This window comes from Nonomuraea sp. NPDC049158 (assembly GCF_040648335.1).
Classification (GTDB): Bacteria; Actinomycetota; Actinomycetes; order Streptosporangiales; family Streptosporangiaceae; genus Nonomuraea.
Map to the genome: position 1 here is coordinate 87,133 of NZ_JBEZDM010000011.1, position 17,920 is coordinate 105,052.

The window sequence follows — 17,920 nt, forward strand, 5'->3', positions numbered from 1 at the left end:
CCTTACTCCAGGGGGTGATCGCGGACATATCGCACAATATCTGGATGATCAGCTGCCTTCAATGAGATCCACTGCGTTCTTCACCCCATGTTCCACCCGCAGTAGTCCGCCAAGTTGCGCCGCGTTCTCGCGATATTCCGGTACGGCCAGCAACCGCGCGGCCAAAGACCGCCCGCTCAGCGCCCGAATCGGCAACGGCTGGGGCCCCACTCCCAATGCCGCCACCCGGCGGCCCCAGAACGGCTGGTCGGAGAAGAAGGGGCAGACCACGTTCGGCACCCCGGCCGCCAGCCCCGCCGCCGTGGTCCCCGCCCCACCGTGATGCACGACAGCGGCCACCCTCGGGAACAGCACCTCGTGCGCCACCTCCCCCACCGGACAGACGTCCGCCGAGGCGGCCACAGGCAACCCCTGCACCACCGCCCGCATCCCGGCCAACCGCAGCGCCGCGACCACCTGCTCGGCAACCGCCTCGGGCTCATCCGGCACCATGCTCCCGAACCCGACGAACACGGGCGGCGGCCCACCATCCAGAAAGGCGGCAACGTCTGGGGGCAGCGGGACGGCGGCTCTGTCCGGGCCGGGTGGCAGGCGCCAGTAGCCGGTCAGGTGGACGTAGTCGGGCCAGTCGCGCGGCCTGGGCACGACCAGCGGGCTCACCCCGCACAACACCGGCACCCGATCCCGCCGGTCGGCCACGAACGGGCTCCCCCGCAACGGTCGCAGCCCCAGCACTTGCCCGCGCAGCCGGTTCATCATGCGGCCCAGCATCAGCCAGCCGAGCCGCTCGACCACGGCGAAGCTGGCCCGGTTGCCGACCCTGCCCAGGGTCCGGCGCGGGATCAGCGGGTTCGGGAACTCGCCGGTCGGCTCACTGGGCTGGAACTGCAGGATCCCGTACGGCATGCCGTGCTTCTCGTGGAGGTGCCTGCCCATGGCGCCGAGCGCGGGCGCGAGGACCAGTTCGGCGCCCGCACAGGCGTCGTCCACTTGGGCCACGAGCTCTGCGGCGAGGGGTTCGAGAACGGCCCTGAAGCCCCGCACGAACCCCAGCGGCCCGCTCCGCAACCACGCCTGCCCCTCCTCACTCTCGACGATCGCCACCGGATCCACCCCCAGCGGCACGAACCGCAGGCCCGCCGAACGCTCACCTGTGGCCAGGTGCCCGAAGCGCTCGGGCGCCACGAGCGTGGCCTCGTGCCCACGCGCGGCCAACCCCTGGGCCAGCGCCACGCACGGCTGAGTGTCCCCCCGCGACCCCAACGCCAGCACCACAACCCTCACGCCCAGCTCGCCTTCTCGGCCCTGCCCACCGTCACGGGTGGCTCATCGTCACGCCCAGTCCGCCGTCATGCGCGGGTCTCCGTTACGCCCAGCCTGCCTTCACACCCGGCCTGCCTCGTCGGCCTGCTCGCTCTCACGCGCAACCCGCCTTCACCAGCGGCCCACCCGGGGTGCGGGTCACCGTCTTGGCCGACCATCTCACGGCCGATCTGCTCACGGCAGTGTCAGCATGGCGATCAACGCGCCCAGTAGTACGAGGGCGGCCGCGACCAGCAGCCCGAGGGCGTACCCCTGGGAGAAGCTTCCGGCCTCGTGGACGATCACCCCGATGGCCGCGATCCCGAACAGCCCGGAAATTTCACGACTCACGGAGAAGATCCCACCCGCCACCCCGGCCCGAGACTCCGGCACCGCCGCCAGCACAGCCGATCCCAGCGGCATGGTCAGCGCCGACCCCACCCCGATCGCGCAGACAGCGGGCACCAACCGCCCCCACCCGTCCCCCGCCTCCAGGAACGCCGCCCCCACCATCCCAGCCGCCACCAGTACCAACCCGCAGGCGACCGTCCTCCCGCTCCCCAGCCGCCGCTCGACCACTGGCACCAGCGGCGTGACGACCACCACGAGCAACGCCAACGGCACGAACGCCATCCCAGAGGCCGTAGGCGTGAACCCGAGCACCCCCTGCAGGAACAGCGCGGTATAGAAGAACACCCCGTTGACCCCGAGCCCCCACAACACCTGAGCCAGCACCCCACCCGAGAAGCTCCGGCCCGCGAACAGCCCCAACTCCACCATCGGCGCCCGCGCCCCACGCTCCACGACCAGGAACAACAGCCCGCCGCCCACGCACCCGCCCACCGCGATCAGGATGGGCGGCGACCCCCAGCCGTACTCACCCCCGTGGATCAACGCGAACGTCCCGGAAGCCAAAAACACCACCGACGCCAACAACCCCGGCACATCCACCTGACCCCGCCGCCCGGCCCGTTGTCCGGCGCGAGGCTCGGAGCGATGCCCGGCCCTCTCCTCGGTACGAGGCCCAGCCCGCTGCCCAGCGAGAGTCTCGGCGTGCTGTCCGGCGGGAGGCTCGGCGTGCTGTCCGGCGGGAGGCTCGGGGCAGGTTTCCGGTATTGCGACGGTGGCCAGCGCGATGACGGCCACGCCTATGGGGACGTTGATCAAGAACACCCAGCTCCAGTGGGCGTGCTGGCTCAAGTACCCGCCCACCACCGGTCCCAATGCGAGGGCGCCGGCGCCGGACGCCATCCAGATGGCCACCCCGAGCGACCGGTCGGGGCGCCCTGCCAGGACGGCCAGTGTCGCGGGCAGGATGAGCGCCGCCCCTACCCCCTGAGTCAGGCGCGCGGCGACCAGCGGCTCTATCGACGTGGCCAGACCGGCGCTTAGCGACGCCCCGGTGAAGACGGTGAGCCCGATGAGCAGCACCTTGCGCCGTCCGTACACGTCGGCCAGTCGGCCGCCGGCGATCATGAGGCCGGCGAACGTCAGGATGTATCCGGTGGCTACCCATTCGAGCGCGCTCAGGCGGGTGTGGAGATCGCGCTGGATGCTGGGCAAGGCGACGGTAACCACGGTGTTGTCCAACGTCGTCACGAACCCGGCCAAGCCGACGACCGTCAGGAGCAGCCGGGACCGGGTGGCGGGCTGGACGGGGGCGACGGTCAAGGTCACATGTCCACCTCCGCCCAGGTCCAGCCGGGGCCGTCGGGGTTCGCCCTGACGACCCTGGTACGACCGGTGGTGACCTTTTCCCAGGTCGGCCGCCGCGTACCCGCAGCACGCCCGGAACCAGGGGCGCCCGGGTCGTCAGGACCGGACGCGGAGTCGCGGCCAGGCGCCGTGTCGCGGCTGGACGCGGTACCAGGGCCGGACGCGAGACCAGGGCCGGACGCGAGACCGGACGGGGCAGCGGGACGTGCGGGGGCAGCGGGTCCAGGCAGGGCAGCCGGATCGGCTCCGGTATCGACGCTGGCCGGGCTTTTGGTGGTCGGGCGGGCGGTGACCTGTGGTCGTTTGGAGGCTGCGGGCTCGGCGGCGCTGTAGGGGCGCTTTCTGACGGGTGGTGCGGCCGGGCGCGGCGTGGGGCGCGTGGTGGGGAGGGCGGCAGGGGGGTCGTGTTCGGCGGAGACCGGTATGGGGTCGGTGTCCACGCCGAAGATGGCCGGGCGGCCGTTGACGGTCACTGGCGCCGTTGCGCCAGGGCCCTCCTCCGCCCAGCACCAGCCGGGGCCGTCCGGATTGGGCTTGATCGCCCTCCCGGGACGTGGGCTGCTCGCCGTCTCAGGGCGCCGAGCTCCGCCGCCGTCCGTACTCGCCGACGCGGCGCCCGGGGAAAGCGCGTTCGGGGAAAGCGGCTGTCCAGCAACCGGCCGTTCAGCGACCGGCCGCTCAGCAAGCCCCCGTTCACCAGGCCGCCGAGCCGTAGGCCGCCCCTGCGACGGCCGAGGTCCCTCGCGGAACTCGATCCGTCGATGCACCCCCCGCAGCACCCCCGGCAGCCACCAGTTGGCCCCGCCCAGCAGCCGCATCGTCGCCGGCACCAGCAGGGCCCGTACCAGCGTCGCGTCCACCACGATCGCCACGAACATGCCCACCCCGAGCAGCTTCACGATCGTGATCCCGGCGGTTGAGAAGGCCCCGATCACCACCAGCAGCAACAGCGCCGCACTGGTGATGACGCCGCCCGTCCGCTGTAGCCCCGTCGCCACCGCCGCCGTGTTGTCCCCAGTGCGCAGCCACTCCGCCCGTACGCGCGACAGCAGGAACAGCTCGTAGTCCATCGACAGCCCGAACACCACCGCCAGGATCAGTACCGTCACCGTGGCCTCGATGGTCCCCGTGGACGTGAAGTGCAGCCACGGCGCCAGGTGGCCGTCCTGGAAGGCCCAGACGATCACGCCGAACGAGGCGCCGATCGACAGGACGTTCATGAGCAGGGCCTTGAGCGGCAGCACGATGGAGCCGAAGGCGGCGAACAGGAGCAGGAACGTCACCCCGCCCACCACCAGCGCCATCCACGGCAGTCTGGACAGGAGGCTCGCCAGGAGGTCCATCTGGGCCGCCGTCGGGCCGCCTACGACGAGCCGCCGGATGTTCGGTTCCGGGGTCATGGATCTGATCAGGGTCACCAGGTTCTGGGCCTGGGCCGACATGGGGTCGTAGGAGTAGCGGACCGCCAGCCGTACCGCGCCGTTGGGCTGGGAGAGGCCGGCCAGGTCGACGCCCGTGACGCCGGGCAGCTTGCGCAGGCGGTCGGCGAGGGGCTTGGCGTCGGTGGGGTCGATCGCGGTGACGGCGCTGATCGGGGTGTAGCCCTGGCCGAGGGGGCCGACGGTGGCGGGGCGGGTGGTGAAGGAGCGTTCGATGAGGGCGTGGACGTCGATCGTGGCCATCGAGTTCTTGGCGAAGTCGCGGTCCACGGTCTCGGCGACGCGGCGGCTCTCGGCGGCGGCGGGCAGGACGCGGTGGTCGACGTTGCCGAACCGTACGTGGGCGAACGGCCCGGCCAGCGCGAGCAGTACGGAGGTGACCGCGACCAGGTAGAGCACCGGCCGTTTCATCACGCTGGAGGCGATCGCGTGCCACAGGCCGGCACCCACGCCGGCCGAGCCGAAGTCGGGGGTGATGCGGATGGCGTCCACGCGGGGACCGAGGACGGACAGCGCGGCGGGCAGGACGACCAGGGCCGCGAGCATGGCCACCAGCACCACGGCCGCCGCGCCCAGCCCGATCGAGCGCAGGAACATCTGCGGGAACAACAGCAGCCCCAGCAGCGAGGTCGCCACCGTCAAACCGGAGAAGGCGACGGTACGTCCGGCGGTCGCCATGGTGCGGACCACGGCCTCCTGGGTCGGGGCGCCGGTCCTGATCTGCTCCCGGAAGGCGTTCAGCACGAAGAGCGAGTAGTCGACGGCCAGCCCGAGACCGAGCATGGTGACGACGTTCAGCGAGAAGACCGAGACCTCGGTCACCTCGGTCAGCAGCCTGAGCAGCACGAGCGCGCCGAGCACCGCGAAGAGCCCGACGAGCAGCGGGAGCCCGGCCGCCACCACGCTGCCGAACACCACCACGAGCAGCACCAGCAGCACCGGCATCGAGATCGCCTCGGCGCGCGCCAGGTCGGCGGCCGTCTGGTCGTTCAGCTCCTTCAGGAGTGGCACCGAGCCGCCCACCTGGACCTGGAGGTTCGCGACGGGCAGCCGGTCCTTGATCGCCGCGTACGCCGCCTGTTTGGCGCCTTTCAGGGTGATCAGGGCGTAGGTGGCGTGTTCGTCGGTGGACATCAGCTCCTTGGCGCCGGTGGTCCAGTAGGTGGCCAGCTTGCGTACGTACTGGGCGGGCAGGGCGCGCAGGGAGTCGTGTACGGCCTTCTTGAAGCGCGCGTCGCGCACCTTGACCTGCGGGTGCCGGTAGAGGACGACCACGTCGGGGGTGTTGCCGCTGTACCAGGCGTCGTTCCAGCGGGCGGCGGTGGTCGAGTCGGCGGCCGGGTCGGCGAAGCCGCCGTCGGCCATCCGGCCGAACAACTGCAGCCCGAAGGGCGCGACCAGGACGGCCGCCACCAGGCTCAGGACCAGCAGCGTCCACCGGCCGCGGTGGATCAGGCGCCCCGCCGACTCAAACAAGGGCGCCCTCCAGGTACGCCCGCAGGCAGGCCCGCCGGGCGATCTTGCCGCTGGTCGTCCGGGGTACGGCTCCGGTGCCCGTCAGCACGAAGTCGTGCACGGATAAATCGTGAAATTTCCGGACCGCTGCCCGTACCCGGGCCGCCACCTCCGCCGGATCGGCCGAAGCGCCACCGCGCGACCGCTCGGCCACCACCACGAGCCGCTCGGTCTCCTCCCCCGGCACGGAGAAGGCCGCCACGTGGTCACGGCGTACGGCCCGGTGCGCCTCCTGGACGGTGACCTCGATGTCCTGCGGATAGTGGTTGCGCCCGTCGACGATGATCAGGTCCTTGATCCGGCCGGTGACGTACAACAGCCCGCCGTACACCACCCCCAGATCCCCCGTCCGCAGCCAGGCGCCCTCCTCGCCGTCCAGCACCGCGCCGAACACCTCGGCCGTGCGGAGCGGATCGCGCCAGTAGGCGCGCGCCACGTTCGGGCCCTGGACCCAGATCTCCCCCACGCGCCCGTCCGGCGACTCCTGCCCGCCCGAGCCGACGACGCGCACCCGCTGACCACCAGGCCGGCCGCACGCCACCAATGTGGTCAGCGGCCCCGACCCGCCGTACGGCACGGCGCGGCCGTCGCGGAGGGCGTCGCGGTCGAAGTCCGTGGCCACCACCGCCTCGTCGGGCCCCATGGCGGAGACGAAGACCGTGGCCTCGGCCAGCCCGTACGCCGGGGTGTGCGCCTCCGGCCGCAGCCCGCACCCGCCGAACGCGGCGTTGAACGCCTCGACGGTGCCGGGCCGTACCGGCTCCGCGCCGTTCAGCATGACCCGCACCCCGGACAGGTCCAGCCCCTCTTTGTCGGCCGCGCCGACCCTGGCCGCCGTGTACTCGTAGGCGAAGTTGGGCCCGCCGGTGTAGACGTCGCCGAACTCGCTGAGCAGCCGCAGCCACCGCACCGGATGCATGACGAACGCCACCGGATCCATGAACGCCACCTGGTTGCCCGCCACCATCGGCAGCGCGATCGTCGCGACCAGCCCCATGTCGTGGAAGAGCGGCAGCCACAGAGCCGCGACCGAGGTACGCGGCTTGGCCCGGAACAGCTCCCACAGCTGCGCGGCGTTCGCTTCGAGGTTGCCGTGGGTGATCTCGACACCGGCGGGCGCCCGGGTGGAGCCGGAGGTGTACTGCAGGTAGGCCAGCTCGCCGGGCTCGATCGGCACCGGCTCCCACTCGTCGGCGAGCAGGTCCGAGACCGTGTCGACGGCGATCACCGGAACCGTCGCGGCGAAGGCCCGCACGCCGGGCAGCGCGGCCGTGGTCGTGAGCACGGCGACCGGTTCGGCGTCGGAGTAGGCGCGGGTCAGCCGCTCCGCGTGCCCCGGCAGATCGGGCGCGAACAACGGCACCGCCACGATCCCGGCGTACAGGGCGCCGAGCATCGCCACCACGTACGGCAGCCCTTGAGGAGCGAGGATCGCCACCCGGTCGCCGGGACCCGCGACCTCGCGCAGCCGTACGGCCAGCGCCCGCGCTTTGAGGTCGGCCCGCGCCCAGGTCAGGCTCTCGCGGGAGCCGTCGCCCAGGTAGTCGACGAAGGTGTAGGCGGGCGCGTCCGGGATCTCCCGCGCCCATCGCGCCACGCGCTCGATCAGTGCCTCGGGCATGCCCGGGTCCCCTCGCCGATTACAGGGACCTAGAAAATTACGGCAGAAAGAGCTTCGATTCTTGCCAAACGCCTGCACATTCCGCTTCCGGTCTTGTCAGCGGCGTGACAAGCACGGAGATATCCAGACGACAGCAGACGCGGTGAACCATCACAATAGTGAGCATTTGGGGGATTAGGGGGCTTACCACGTGCACGGCTATCTTCGCGATCTCGGGCTGCTCCGGGATCGGCGGTTCACGCTGCTGCTGACCGCGCGGACCATCTCGGTGCTGGGCACCTCCTTCGCCCCCGTGGCGCTCGCCTTCGGCATCCTCGCCCTGCCCGGCGCGGACGCCACCACGCTGTCCGTGGTGCTCACCGCCGAGGCGCTGCCGATGATCGTGTTCATGCTGTTCGCCGGGGTGATCGCGGACCGGTTTCCCCGGCACCGGGTGATGATGGTCAGCGAGTTCATGAGCGCGCTGGCCTTCTTCGCCCTGGCCGCGATGATGTTGTCGGGCTGGACCCCGCTGCCCGCGATGGCGAGCGCCGCGGCGGCCAGCGGCGTGGCGATAGCGATGCTGTTCCCCTCGCTGACCGGCATCATCCCCGAGGTCGTGCCCGCTGATCAGTTGCAGACCGGCAACGCGCTGCTCGGCCTGGGCGCCAACAGTTCGCGGGTGGCGGGCGCGGTGCTGGGCGGCGGCGCGGTCGTGCTGTTCGGCAGCGGGTGGGCGCTGGCCGTGAGCGGGCTGATGTTCACGGTGGCCGGGGTGCTGATCGCGGCGCTGCGGCTCACGCCCGCCGAGCGCGACGCGGCGGCCGAGCATTCGATGCTGGCCGACCTGCGTGACGGGTGGCGCGAGTTCAGCACCCGGCAGTGGATCTGGGTGGTGGTCGCGCAGTTCTCCGTGCTCGTGATGGGGCTCCAGGCGGGTCACGGGGTGCTCGGGCCGCTGATCGCCAAGGAGAGCCTGGGCGGGCCCGCGGCCTGGTCGGCGTTCCTGGCCGGCGAGGCGGCCGGCACGATCGTGGGAGTGATCGTCTCGCTGCGGGTCCGGCCCAAGCGGCCGATCCTGGTCGGGACGCTGCTCTGCCTGCCGACCGCACTGCCGTACGTGCTGCTGGGCACCGGCGCGCCGCTGTGGGCGCTCGTGGCGGGGGCGTTCGTGCTGGGTGTCTGCTTCGACGTGTTCGGGGTGCTGTGGCAGACGACCATGCAGCGCGAGGTGCCGCCGGAGTCGCTGTCGCGGGTCAGCTCGTACGACGCGCTGGGCTCGCTGATGTTCGGCCCGATCGGGCTCATGCTGGCCGGGCCGGTGGCGAGCCTGGTCGGCACCCGGACGGCGCTGCTGGGTTGCGCGGCGCTCGTGGTGCTGTCCACACTCGCCGCGCTGCTGTCTCCCGGGGTGCGGCAGCTACGCGCTCCCGATCCGGTCGCCGAGAGCGTACCCAGCTGAAAAGCGCGTTCAGACGACGATCAGTGTGACCACGACGCCCGCGCAGTTGCCCGCCACGCAGATGCGGACGGGCACCTCGGACACCCCCGCGGCCTCCGGGATGCCGCCGATGTGCCCGTCGGGGCCGATCGTGACGCCCGCCGGCAGCTTGCCGTGGTCGGTCACGGAGAACGTGGGCGGCACGCCGGTGGGCCCGCCCGAGATCCCGATCTGGTCGTCGTAGCGGTTGCCCACCTTGCCGGGGAAGGCCAGCTCACTCGGCTGCCAGGGCACGTTCCGCAGCACGACGACCGTGACCTGCTGATCGACGCAGTCCTGGCCACGGCACAGGCGGACGGGCGTGGCGAAGGTGCCGGGACGCTGGGGCACGCCGTGCAGCCGACCCGCGTCGTCCAAGGTCACGCCCGGTGCCAGGGCGGCGCCGCGGATGGTCAGGCCGTCCTGGAACGGCAGCAGGCGATTGGTCACCTCGATGCCCTGCGTGACGTAGAAGACGTCCTCGACGAGCCGCTTGGTCGGGGGATCCACGTGCTGGGCGGGCAGGTCCCTCGACATGGCCACGGTGTGGAAGTCGGCCGGGGGCAGCATGGGGAGCAACGCGCACAGACTCAACCCGGCAACGACAAATGCCCATCTTTGCCGCATCCCACCCCCTGTTCGTCTCCTCGATACGTACCCCACCAGCGCGTAGCGTTACTCCTAGCTCACGCATAGATAATCGGTTCATGGCCGCTGAATCCGCCCAGACCCTGGAACGCGGGCTCCGCCTGCTCAGGCTGCTCGCCGACGGCAAGGGCGGGCGGACGCCCACCGAGCTGAGCACCGAGCTGGCGCTGTCGCGCCCGGTGGTCTACCGGCTGGTGACCACACTGCTGAGCGAGGGGTTCGTCCGCCGTGACGCCGAGGGGCGGGTGCACCTCGGGTTCGGCGTGCTCGTGCTGGCCCAGGCCGTACAACCGCTGCTGCGGGCGGCGGCGCTGCCCACCCTGCGGCGGCTGGCCGAGGACGTCGGCGCGACCGCGCACCTGACCGTGGCCGAGGGCGACGACGGCCTGGCCGTGGCGGTGGTGGAGCCGTCGTGGACGGACATGCACGTGGCCTACCGGGAGGGGTCACGCCACTCCCTGTCGCTGGGCGCCGCCGGGCGGGCGATCCTGGCGCTGCGCGAGGGGCGGGCCGACTACCTGGTGACGGAGGGGCAGTTGCAGGAGGGCGCGCGGGGGATCGCCGCGCCGGTGTCCGGGCTGCCGTGGCTGGAGGCGTCGGTCGGCGTGGTGACGTTCGGGCCGCTCAGCGAGTCGGCCGGGCCGCGTGTGGTCGAGGCGGCCGCCGAGCTGTCCGGCGCGCTGGGTTGACATCCCTTAGCCGATGGCGGACGGTAGTTGCATATAGAGGACACACACGTCCGATAATCGGACGCCCTGGAGGCGAAGATGCCTTACTACCGCGTCGTTGGCGAGGTGCCCAGAAAGCGGCACACGCAGTTCAGGCGGCCCGACGGCGGCCTCTACGCCGAGGAGCTGATGGGCGAGGAAGGCTTCTCGTCGGACTCCTCGCTGCTCTACCACCGCTATCTGCCGACCGCGATCGTCAAGGCCGAGACCGTCACGCCACTGACCGACACGCGCCTGGAGCCGAACCTGCCGCTGTCGCCGCGCCACTTCCGCACCCAGGACCTGCGCGGCGCGGGCGACCTGGTGACCGGCCGGATGCAGCTGGCGGGCAACGCCGACGTCCGATTGTCGTACGCCACCAGCGACCGCCCCAGCGAGCTCTACCGCGACTCCATGGGCGACGAGTGCGTGTACGTCCAGGACGGCCGCGTCCGCTTCGAGTCGACGTACGGCGTCATCGAAGCCGGCCCGGGCGACTACATCGTCATCCCGACCGGCACGATCCACCGCTGGGTGCCCGACGGCCAGGTCAACGTGCTGGCCATCGAGGCGTCCGGGCACATCAGGCCGCCCAAGCGCTACCTGTCGCAGTACGGGCAGTTCCTGGAGCACGCGCCCTACTGCGAACGCGACCTGCGCAGCCCGGCCGAACCGCTCGTCGTCGAAGGCGAGGAGGTCCCGGTGCTGGTCCGCACGCGGGGCGGGCTGACCCGGCTGGTCTACCGCAACCACCCGTTCGACGTGGTCGGCTGGGACGGCTATCTGTACCCGTTCGCGTTCAACATCAATGACTTCGAGCCGATCGTGAAGAAGACGCACGCGCCGCCGCCGGTCCACCAGACGTTCGAGGGGCCGGGGTTCGTGATCTGCTCGTTCTGCCCTCGGCCGCTGGACTTCCACCCCGAGTCCGTACCGATCCCCTACAACCACCACAACGTCGACTCCGACGAGTTCATGTTCTACGTGGGCGGCGACTACTCGGCCCGCAAGGGCTCCGGCATCGACGTCGGCTCGATCTCGCTGCACCCGGCCGGCTTCACGCACGGCCCGCAGCCCGGGGCGGTGGAGGCGGTCATCGACGCGGTCAGCCGCGGCATCACGACCACCAGCGAGATGGCCGTGATGATCGACACCTTCCGCCCGCTCGACCTCGGCCAGGCCGCACTGACCTGCGAGGACCCCGGCTACGCCTGGACCTGGGCCCGATGAACCTCTATCTCGCGCTGGTCGACGACGCGGGCCTGTTCCCGCCGACCTCCCTGCACATGTCGGAGGCGCTGGCCCGCCACCAGCGCGACCTGGAGCGCGCCTCCCAGGTGCTCACCCACCGCTTCCTCTGCCCCGCCAGCCGCCTCGACGGGCTGCGCCGCGAGGAGGAGGCCCCGCCGCGCCGGATCGGGCTGATCGTCGACACGCCGGACATCCCGCCGTTCGACGACCTGCCCGTGGACTCGGTCGAGCTGCGCGCGGACGCCCTCGACCAGTTGCCCGGTGGCGGCCTGCCAGCGGGCGTGCGGTTGTTCGTGGAGGTGCCCGCCGGGAAGTACGTCGCCGACGTGCCCGAGGGCGCCGCGCTCAAGGTGCGCTGCGGCGGCCTGACCGCCGACGCCTTCCCGTCGGTCGAGCATCTCGCGGCGTTCATCCGGTTCTGCGCGGAGCATGACCTCCAGTTCAAGGCCACTGCCGGACTGCATCACGCCGTACGCCATTTCGACCCCACGCTCGGCGTCGACCGGCACGGCTTCCTCAACCTGTTGCTGGCCGTCTGCGAGGCGGTGGACCAGCGCGACCCCGCGCCCGTGCTGCGCACCACCGATGTGGGCCACCTCGTACGGCTGGCCCGTGCCGTGTCCGAGGAGACGGCGAAGCGGGCCAGGGCGCTGCTGGTGAGCTACGGCTCGTGCAGCACCGGCGCCCCGCTGGACGACCTGCGCGCACTGGGACTGATCGAGGAGAACGCGTGAGCTGGGGAACAGACAACCTGCCCTACGGGGTGTTCTCCCGGCGCGGCGAGCGGCCACGCGTCGGCGTGCGCTACGGCGACCGGGTGCTCGACCTGGCCGCCGCGCTGCACGACGAGGTGTTCGCGGCGCCCAGCCTGAACCCCTTCATGGCCAGAGGCCGCACCGCCTGGCACGACACCAGGACACTGATCGCCAACAAACTCACCTCCGACCTCGCGATCACCGAGCCGCACCTGATCCCGCTCGACCAGGTGCGGCTGCACATGCCGTTCGAGGTGGCCGACTACGTCGACTTCTACTGCTCGCTGGAGCACGCCACCAATCTCGGCAGGATGTTCCGGCCCGGCACCGAAGGGCTGCTGCCCAACTGGCGGCACCTGCCGGTCGGCTACCACGGCCGGTCGGGCACGATCGTGGTCTCGGGCACCCCGATCAACCGGCCGCACGGCCAGCTCGGGGCCGGGCGGTTCGGACCGTCCGCCAAGCTCGACCTCGAGGCCGAGCTGGGCTTCGTGATCGGCGTGCCGTCCGAGCTGGGCTCGCCCGCCGGGGCCTTCGAGGATCACGTGTTCGGGGTGACGCTGGTCAACGACTGGAGCGCGCGCGACATCCAGGCGTGGGAGTACGTGCCGCTCGGGCCGTTCCTGGGCAAGTCGTTCGCCACCTCGATCTCGCCGTGGATCACGCCGCTGGAGGCGCTGCCCCGGCTGGCCGGCCGCGTACAGGATCCCGAACCGCTCGACTACCTGCGCAGAACGGACGACTGGGGGCTGGACGTCGCGGTCGAGGTGTCGCTCAACGGCGAGGTCGTGTCCCGGCCGCCGTACTCGGGCATGTACTGGACACCCGACCAGATGCTCGCCCACATGACGGCGAACGGCGCGTCCCTGCGGACCGGCGACCTGTTCGCGAGCGGCACGATCTCCGGCGAGCAGCGCGACGAACGCGGCTCGCTCATCGAGCTGACCTGGAACGGCAGCGATCCGATCAAGCTCGCCGGCGGCGAGACCAGGACATTCCTGGAGGACGGCGACACCGTGACGATCCGCGCCACGGCAGGCGGCCGGTCATTGGGGGAGGTGTCCGGAACAATCCGATAAGTGACTTGGCGTGCTCATTCAGTGACCCTCCGCTAACCTGGGTATCCCCTTCCCGGAAAGCAGGATCGAGATGCGGCGCGCCGCGGCCACCTTTCTCGTGGCCCTACTCCTGACCGCGGGCTGCTGCCCGGTGACCGCCGACCGCCCGGCGCCCACGCCGCCCGTCGTCCAGGTCTCCCCCGCCTTCGACACCCGGCGCGCCCGGACGGACCAAGGCCTGGTCGTCCAGGCGCGGGGCGGCAGACTCAACCAGGTGATCGCCTATGTGGCGGGCGCGCTGGTGCCGGGCAAGCTGGACGCGTCGCGTACGACCTGGCGCTCCTCCTGGACGCTGGCCCCCGGCGCCGAATACACGGTGACCGCCACCGCGGCGGGCTCGGCCGGCCCGGCGACGGTGGCCATGGGCCGCTTCCGCACCCGCGCCGCCAACCGTTCGTTCCAGATCGCCTCCATCACCCCGCTGCCCGGCGAGACCGTCGGCGTCGGCATGCCGATCATCATGGACTTCGACACCCCGGTGCGGGACAAGGCGGCCGTGGAGCGGGCGCTGGAGATCGAGCCGGCCGTCGAGGGCGCGTGGCGCTGGGTGAGCGACACCCGGGCGATCTACCGCACCCGCGCGTTCTGGGCGCCGGAGCAGCAGGTCACGGTCACGGCCCACCTGACCGGCGTACGCATGGCGCCGGGCGTCTACGGCCTGACCGACCGCACGTTCGCCTTCAAGGTGGGCCGCGAGCAGACGACCTCGATCGACACCCGGACCCACCAGATGGTCGTCCGGCGCGGCGACCGGGTCGCGCAGCGCATGGCCATCAGCGCGGGCATGGCCACCACCCGCGAATACACCACGACCAGCGGCGTCCACCTGACCATGGACAAGGGCGACCCGGTCCGCATGATCTCGCCCGGCCGCAAGAAGGGCGAGCCCGGCTTCTACGACGTGATGATCGACCACGCCGTACGCATCTCCAACAGCGGCGAATACGTCCACGCCAAGAACAACCTCTGGGCCCAGGGCCACGCCAACGTCAGCCACGGCTGCGTCAACGCCCGCCCCGACCAGGCGGCCTGGTTCTTCGGCTCCTCGCTGCGCGGCGACCCGGTGACGATCACCGGCACCGACCGCGAGCTCACGTGGGACAACGGCTGGGGATTCTGGCAACTGCCGTGGGACAAGTGGCGCCAGGGCAGCGCTTTGTACAACCCCGCGGCCCTGCCACAGCAATGATTCCGGCATTACGGTAGGAGGGGGGAACCAGGCGAGCACATAGGCCCGTTATTCCATTAGGAGGGCCGGAGCATGGATGAATGGATCATCTGGATAATCCTGGCAGTCGTCCTCGGCGTGGCGGAAATCTTCACCGTCACCGCGGCGCTCGGGCTGCTCGGCGCGGCCGCTCTCCTCACCGCCGCGACCGCCGCCATCGGTCTGCCCGTCCCCCTGCAACTGCTGGTCTTCGCCCTGTCCTCCACAGCCGGTCTGATGGTGATCCGGCCGATCGCCATGCGCCACATCCGGCAGCCACAGCTGCAGCGCTTCGGCGTGGAAGCACTGGTCGGCAGGCAGGCGTACGTACTGTCGGAGGTCACCGGCAGGGACGGCAGAGTACGCATCGGCGGCGAGGAGTGGTCCGCGCGCGCCTATGACGAGACCCTGGTGATCCCCACAGGGGCGACCGTCGATGTCATCGAGATCGAGGGCGCCACAGCCCTCGTATATCCCCGGGAGTGACCATGGATCCGCTGTTGGTGGTCGGACTGCTCGTCATACTCTTCGCGGTGTTCACGGTGCTCAAGGCCGTGCGGATCGTGCCCCAGGCACGCGCCCGCAACGTCGAGCGCCTCGGCCGCTACAACCGTACGCTCAAGCCCGGACTCAACTTCGTCATCCCGTACATCGACCGCGTCTACCCGATGATCGACCTGCGCGAGCAGGTCGTGACCTTCCGCCCGCAACCGGTCATCACCGAGGACAACCTGGTCGTCGAGATCGACAACGTCATCTACTTCCAGGTCACCGACCCCCGGGCGGCGGCCTACGAGATCGCCAACTATCTCCAGGCCATAGAGCAACTCACCGTCACCACCATGCGTAACGTCATCGGCGCGATGGACCTGGAGAAGACGCTCACCTCCCGCGACCACATCAACAGCCAGTTGCGCGGCGTGCTCGACGAGGCCACCGGCAAGTGGGGCATCCGCGTCAACCGCGTGGAGGTCAAGGCGATCGACCCGCCGAAGACCATCAAGGACGCGATGGAGAAGCAGATGCGGGCCGAGCGGGACAAGCGGGCGGCCGTCCTCAACGCCGAGGGCCAGCGCCAGTCGCAGATCCTGACCGCCGAGGGCGACAAGCAGAGCGCCATCCTGCGCGCCGAAGGCCAGCGCACCGCCGCCATCCTGCAAGCCGAGGGCCAGTCGCGGGCCATCGACCAGGTCTTCCAGGCGGTCCACCGCAATGACCCCGACCCCCAGTTGCTCGCCTACCAGTATCTGCAGATGCTGCCGCAGCTCGCGCAGAGCCCCGGCAACACGTTCTGGGTGATCCCCAGCGAGGTCACCTCGGCGCTGCAGGGCGTGTCGAAGGCGTTCACCGAAGCGCTGCCCCGGTCGGCGGCGACGCGTGAGGAGGCGCCGGGCAGCTCGGCGGCGGATGAGGAGGTCGCCAGGGCGGCGGAGGCGGCTGCGGAGGCCGTGGCCGACGCCCAGGAAGCCGAGAGCCCCAACGGGCCGCGCCAGCTCACGCAGGGCGTGGAGGACCCGTCGGTCGCGTTCACGGACCTGGAGAAGGAACACCAGGAACGCTGACCGGCCAAGACGGCCATTCGCTGGCGGCGAGCGCGGCGGCCAGGACGCCCGCCCGCTGGTGGAGGCATGGCGGCCAGGACGCCCGCCCGACTAATGTGCCCGCCCGGCCAGAGGTGCCCGCATGACCCCAGAGGTGCCCGCCACGCTCAACCCGGCGGGCGCCGGTCAGGCGACCCCGGCCTTGGACTTGGTGTCGGGCTTGGCCTCGGGCTTGGGTCCAGGCTTGGCCTCGGACTTGGGTTCGTTCGGGAGGGGACGGCAGGCCATTTCCAGCAGGTCCCGCACTTGGGACGCCCGGTGCAGGGAACCTGCTCGGCAAGCCAGCTTGACCGTGGCGTCAGCCAGTGCGATTTCCCGGTTGCCCGGCGGAATGTCATCGCCCAACTTGATACGCAGCCATTCGGAGATCTCCGCCCACGAGTAGAGGCTGATGTTGTCGGCCTCGATGAGCGGCTCGGGAAAGCCACCAGGCCCGCGCTGTCCGCTGGCGAGTTGGCGCAGGCTGGCCTGTGTGCGCCCCCCGTGACGCCGGGCGGCGTCACCGAGCGTTACCGCATCGCCTTGCCCCACGCCGACGGCCCACAACTCGTTGACCTTGCTGACCTGGATGAGCACGGACGTGATCGTCTCCAAGAGGCTCTCCCCCTCGCGCTCGCACATGAGGTAGACGCTGCCATCCGGCCCCCCGGCCACGGCGCAGTCATCCAGACCTGCCTCGTAGAGAGCGTCCGTCTCTTCGTCGTTGGGCGCCCGGTTCAGCATGATGCGGAAGCTCCAGGTCTTCATGAGTCCTCCTCGGTCGTGCCGCATTCAGCATGCTCGTAAGCCCATTCGAGAATGCCTTTCGCATGGTTTCCGGCATTGCGTGGGGTCGACCACACTTTGTAGGGCATAGCGCCACATGAGCACTCGACCCAGCCCCAGCGATGCCCGTTGTGGTCTTCGACCACGGTCAACGTCTGGATCTTGCGCAGCCTCTTGAAGGCCGCGTTGATCTCGTTGTGTTGATGCCTTCCTCGCCCAACCATGTTCTAACTGTGCAACAGTGTTGCACAGTTAGAACGGCTTTTCCAAGCCAGGAACCCCAACTCCGCACCGAGCAGCCTGGGAGTGGCAGGTCCCCCCTGGCGTTCCGACCAGCGCCTAACCTCGAAATATGGACAGTGCCAACCGTCTGGGTGGGTTCCTCCGAGCGCGGCGGGAACTGGCCCGGCCCGAATCGCACGGGATGCCCGCGGCCGGGCTCCGCCGAACACCCGGGATGCGCCGGGAAGAGGTCGCGATGCTCGCCGGCGTCAGCACCGAGGTGAGGTCCGATGGCAGCCCGGAGAGTGAGCCGATTCCCTCGTAGCGAGCCTTTGATCAATTCGCCAACAGTGTCTCGGCTTGGCGAGCGGGGCCGAGCGTGCAAGGGCGGGTGCCGTCAGGGTGCCTGTTGCGGGTGAGTGAGTTGTGCTTCAAGATCGGCGACGCGGCGGTCTTGGAAGCGTAGGTTGGAGCGCGCGGCCTGGAGACGTTCGTCGAGGTTGTCGCTGGCGGACCCGTTGCTTGAGGGTGGAGGTTTCGGTGGTGACGCGCTGGATGGCTTCCTCGGTCCACTCGACTCCCAGGTCGCGGACC

15 protein-coding genes are annotated in these 17,920 nt (G+C 70.6%); 9 read left to right on the forward strand and 6 right to left on the reverse strand.

Annotation, left to right across the window (positions count from 1 at the left end; all coding sequences use genetic code 11):
* Positions 1 to 48: 48 nt before the first annotated feature.
* From AB0B61_RS24415 to AB0B61_RS24430, 4 genes are all read right to left on the reverse strand, one after another.
* Positions 49 to 1,284 (reverse strand): glycosyltransferase, encoded by a 1,236-nt coding sequence (locus AB0B61_RS24415; protein WP_358435839.1) that lies wholly within the window; start codon positions 1,282 to 1,284, stop codon positions 49 to 51.
* A gap of 213 nt (positions 1,285 to 1,497) precedes the next feature.
* The gene (locus AB0B61_RS24420) at positions 1,498 to 2,979 is read right to left on the reverse strand and encodes an MFS transporter (protein WP_358435841.1); all 1,482 of its coding nucleotides are present in this window, start codon (positions 2,977 to 2,979) and stop codon (positions 1,498 to 1,500) included.
* Positions 2,976 to 5,933: an MMPL family transporter gene (locus AB0B61_RS24425; protein ID WP_358435844.1), complete on the reverse strand. Its 2,958-nt coding sequence runs from the start codon at positions 5,931 to 5,933 to the stop codon at positions 2,976 to 2,978. Before AB0B61_RS24425 ends, AB0B61_RS24420 begins: the two co-directional genes overlap by 4 nt.
* Complete coding sequence (locus tag AB0B61_RS24430) at positions 5,926 to 7,593, reverse strand: fatty acyl-AMP ligase (protein ID WP_358435846.1); 1,668 nt, start codon at positions 7,591 to 7,593, stop codon at positions 5,926 to 5,928. Before AB0B61_RS24430 ends, AB0B61_RS24425 begins: the two co-directional genes overlap by 8 nt.
* Positions 7,594 to 7,783: 190 nt before the next feature.
* On the opposite strand from AB0B61_RS24430, the gene AB0B61_RS24435 reads away from it, so the two are divergent.
* Positions 7,784 to 9,034, forward strand: coding sequence for an MFS transporter (locus AB0B61_RS24435; protein WP_358435849.1), 1,251 nt, complete (start codon positions 7,784 to 7,786; stop codon positions 9,032 to 9,034).
* 9 nt (positions 9,035 to 9,043) lie between these two features.
* On the opposite strand, the gene AB0B61_RS24440 is transcribed toward AB0B61_RS24435, so the two are convergent.
* Entirely contained in the window at positions 9,044 to 9,631 is a 588-nt protein-coding gene (locus AB0B61_RS24440) for a hypothetical protein (protein ID WP_358435852.1), read from the reverse strand.
* A 128-nt stretch (positions 9,632 to 9,759) separates the two neighbouring features.
* On the opposite strand from AB0B61_RS24440, the gene AB0B61_RS24445 reads away from it, so the two are divergent.
* From AB0B61_RS24445 to AB0B61_RS24475, 7 genes are all read left to right on the forward strand, one after another.
* Positions 9,760 to 10,389 (forward strand): helix-turn-helix domain-containing protein, encoded by a 630-nt coding sequence (locus tag AB0B61_RS24445; RefSeq protein WP_358435854.1) that lies wholly within the window; start codon positions 9,760 to 9,762, stop codon positions 10,387 to 10,389.
* A gap of 78 nt (positions 10,390 to 10,467) precedes the next feature.
* Positions 10,468 to 11,637, forward strand: a complete 1,170-nt coding sequence (locus AB0B61_RS24450; RefSeq protein WP_358435856.1) for a homogentisate 1,2-dioxygenase domain-containing protein — start codon at positions 10,468 to 10,470, stop codon at positions 11,635 to 11,637.
* Positions 11,634 to 12,392, forward strand: a complete 759-nt coding sequence (locus AB0B61_RS24455; RefSeq protein ID WP_358435859.1) for a hypothetical protein — start codon at positions 11,634 to 11,636, stop codon at positions 12,390 to 12,392. The genes AB0B61_RS24450 and AB0B61_RS24455 overlap by 4 nt, the downstream gene beginning before the upstream one ends.
* The gene (gene fahA / locus AB0B61_RS24460) at positions 12,389 to 13,492 is read left to right on the forward strand and encodes a fumarylacetoacetase (protein ID WP_358435862.1); all 1,104 of its coding nucleotides are present in this window, start codon (positions 12,389 to 12,391) and stop codon (positions 13,490 to 13,492) included. The genes AB0B61_RS24455 and fahA overlap by 4 nt, the downstream gene beginning before the upstream one ends.
* 70 nt (positions 13,493 to 13,562) lie before the next feature.
* Complete coding sequence (locus AB0B61_RS24465; protein WP_358435864.1) at positions 13,563 to 14,720, forward strand: Ig-like domain-containing protein; 1,158 nt, start codon at positions 13,563 to 13,565, stop codon at positions 14,718 to 14,720.
* Positions 14,721 to 14,792: 72 nt separating this feature from the next.
* Positions 14,793 to 15,224: an NfeD family protein gene (locus AB0B61_RS24470; protein WP_358435867.1), complete on the forward strand. Its 432-nt coding sequence runs from the start codon at positions 14,793 to 14,795 to the stop codon at positions 15,222 to 15,224.
* Positions 15,225 to 15,226: 2 nt separating this feature from the next.
* Positions 15,227 to 16,300, forward strand: a complete 1,074-nt coding sequence (locus AB0B61_RS24475; RefSeq protein ID WP_358435870.1) for an SPFH domain-containing protein — start codon at positions 15,227 to 15,229, stop codon at positions 16,298 to 16,300.
* Between the two features lie 165 nt (positions 16,301 to 16,465).
* On the opposite strand, the gene AB0B61_RS24480 is transcribed toward AB0B61_RS24475, so the two are convergent.
* Positions 16,466 to 17,086 (reverse strand): hypothetical protein, encoded by a 621-nt coding sequence (locus tag AB0B61_RS24480; protein WP_358435873.1) that lies wholly within the window; start codon positions 17,084 to 17,086, stop codon positions 16,466 to 16,468.
* A 370-nt stretch (positions 17,087 to 17,456) separates the two neighbouring features.
* On the opposite strand from AB0B61_RS24480, the gene AB0B61_RS24485 reads away from it, so the two are divergent.
* Complete coding sequence (locus AB0B61_RS24485; protein ID WP_358435875.1) at positions 17,457 to 17,651, forward strand: hypothetical protein; 195 nt, start codon at positions 17,457 to 17,459, stop codon at positions 17,649 to 17,651.
* The last annotated feature ends 269 nt before the right edge of the window (positions 17,652 to 17,920 follow it).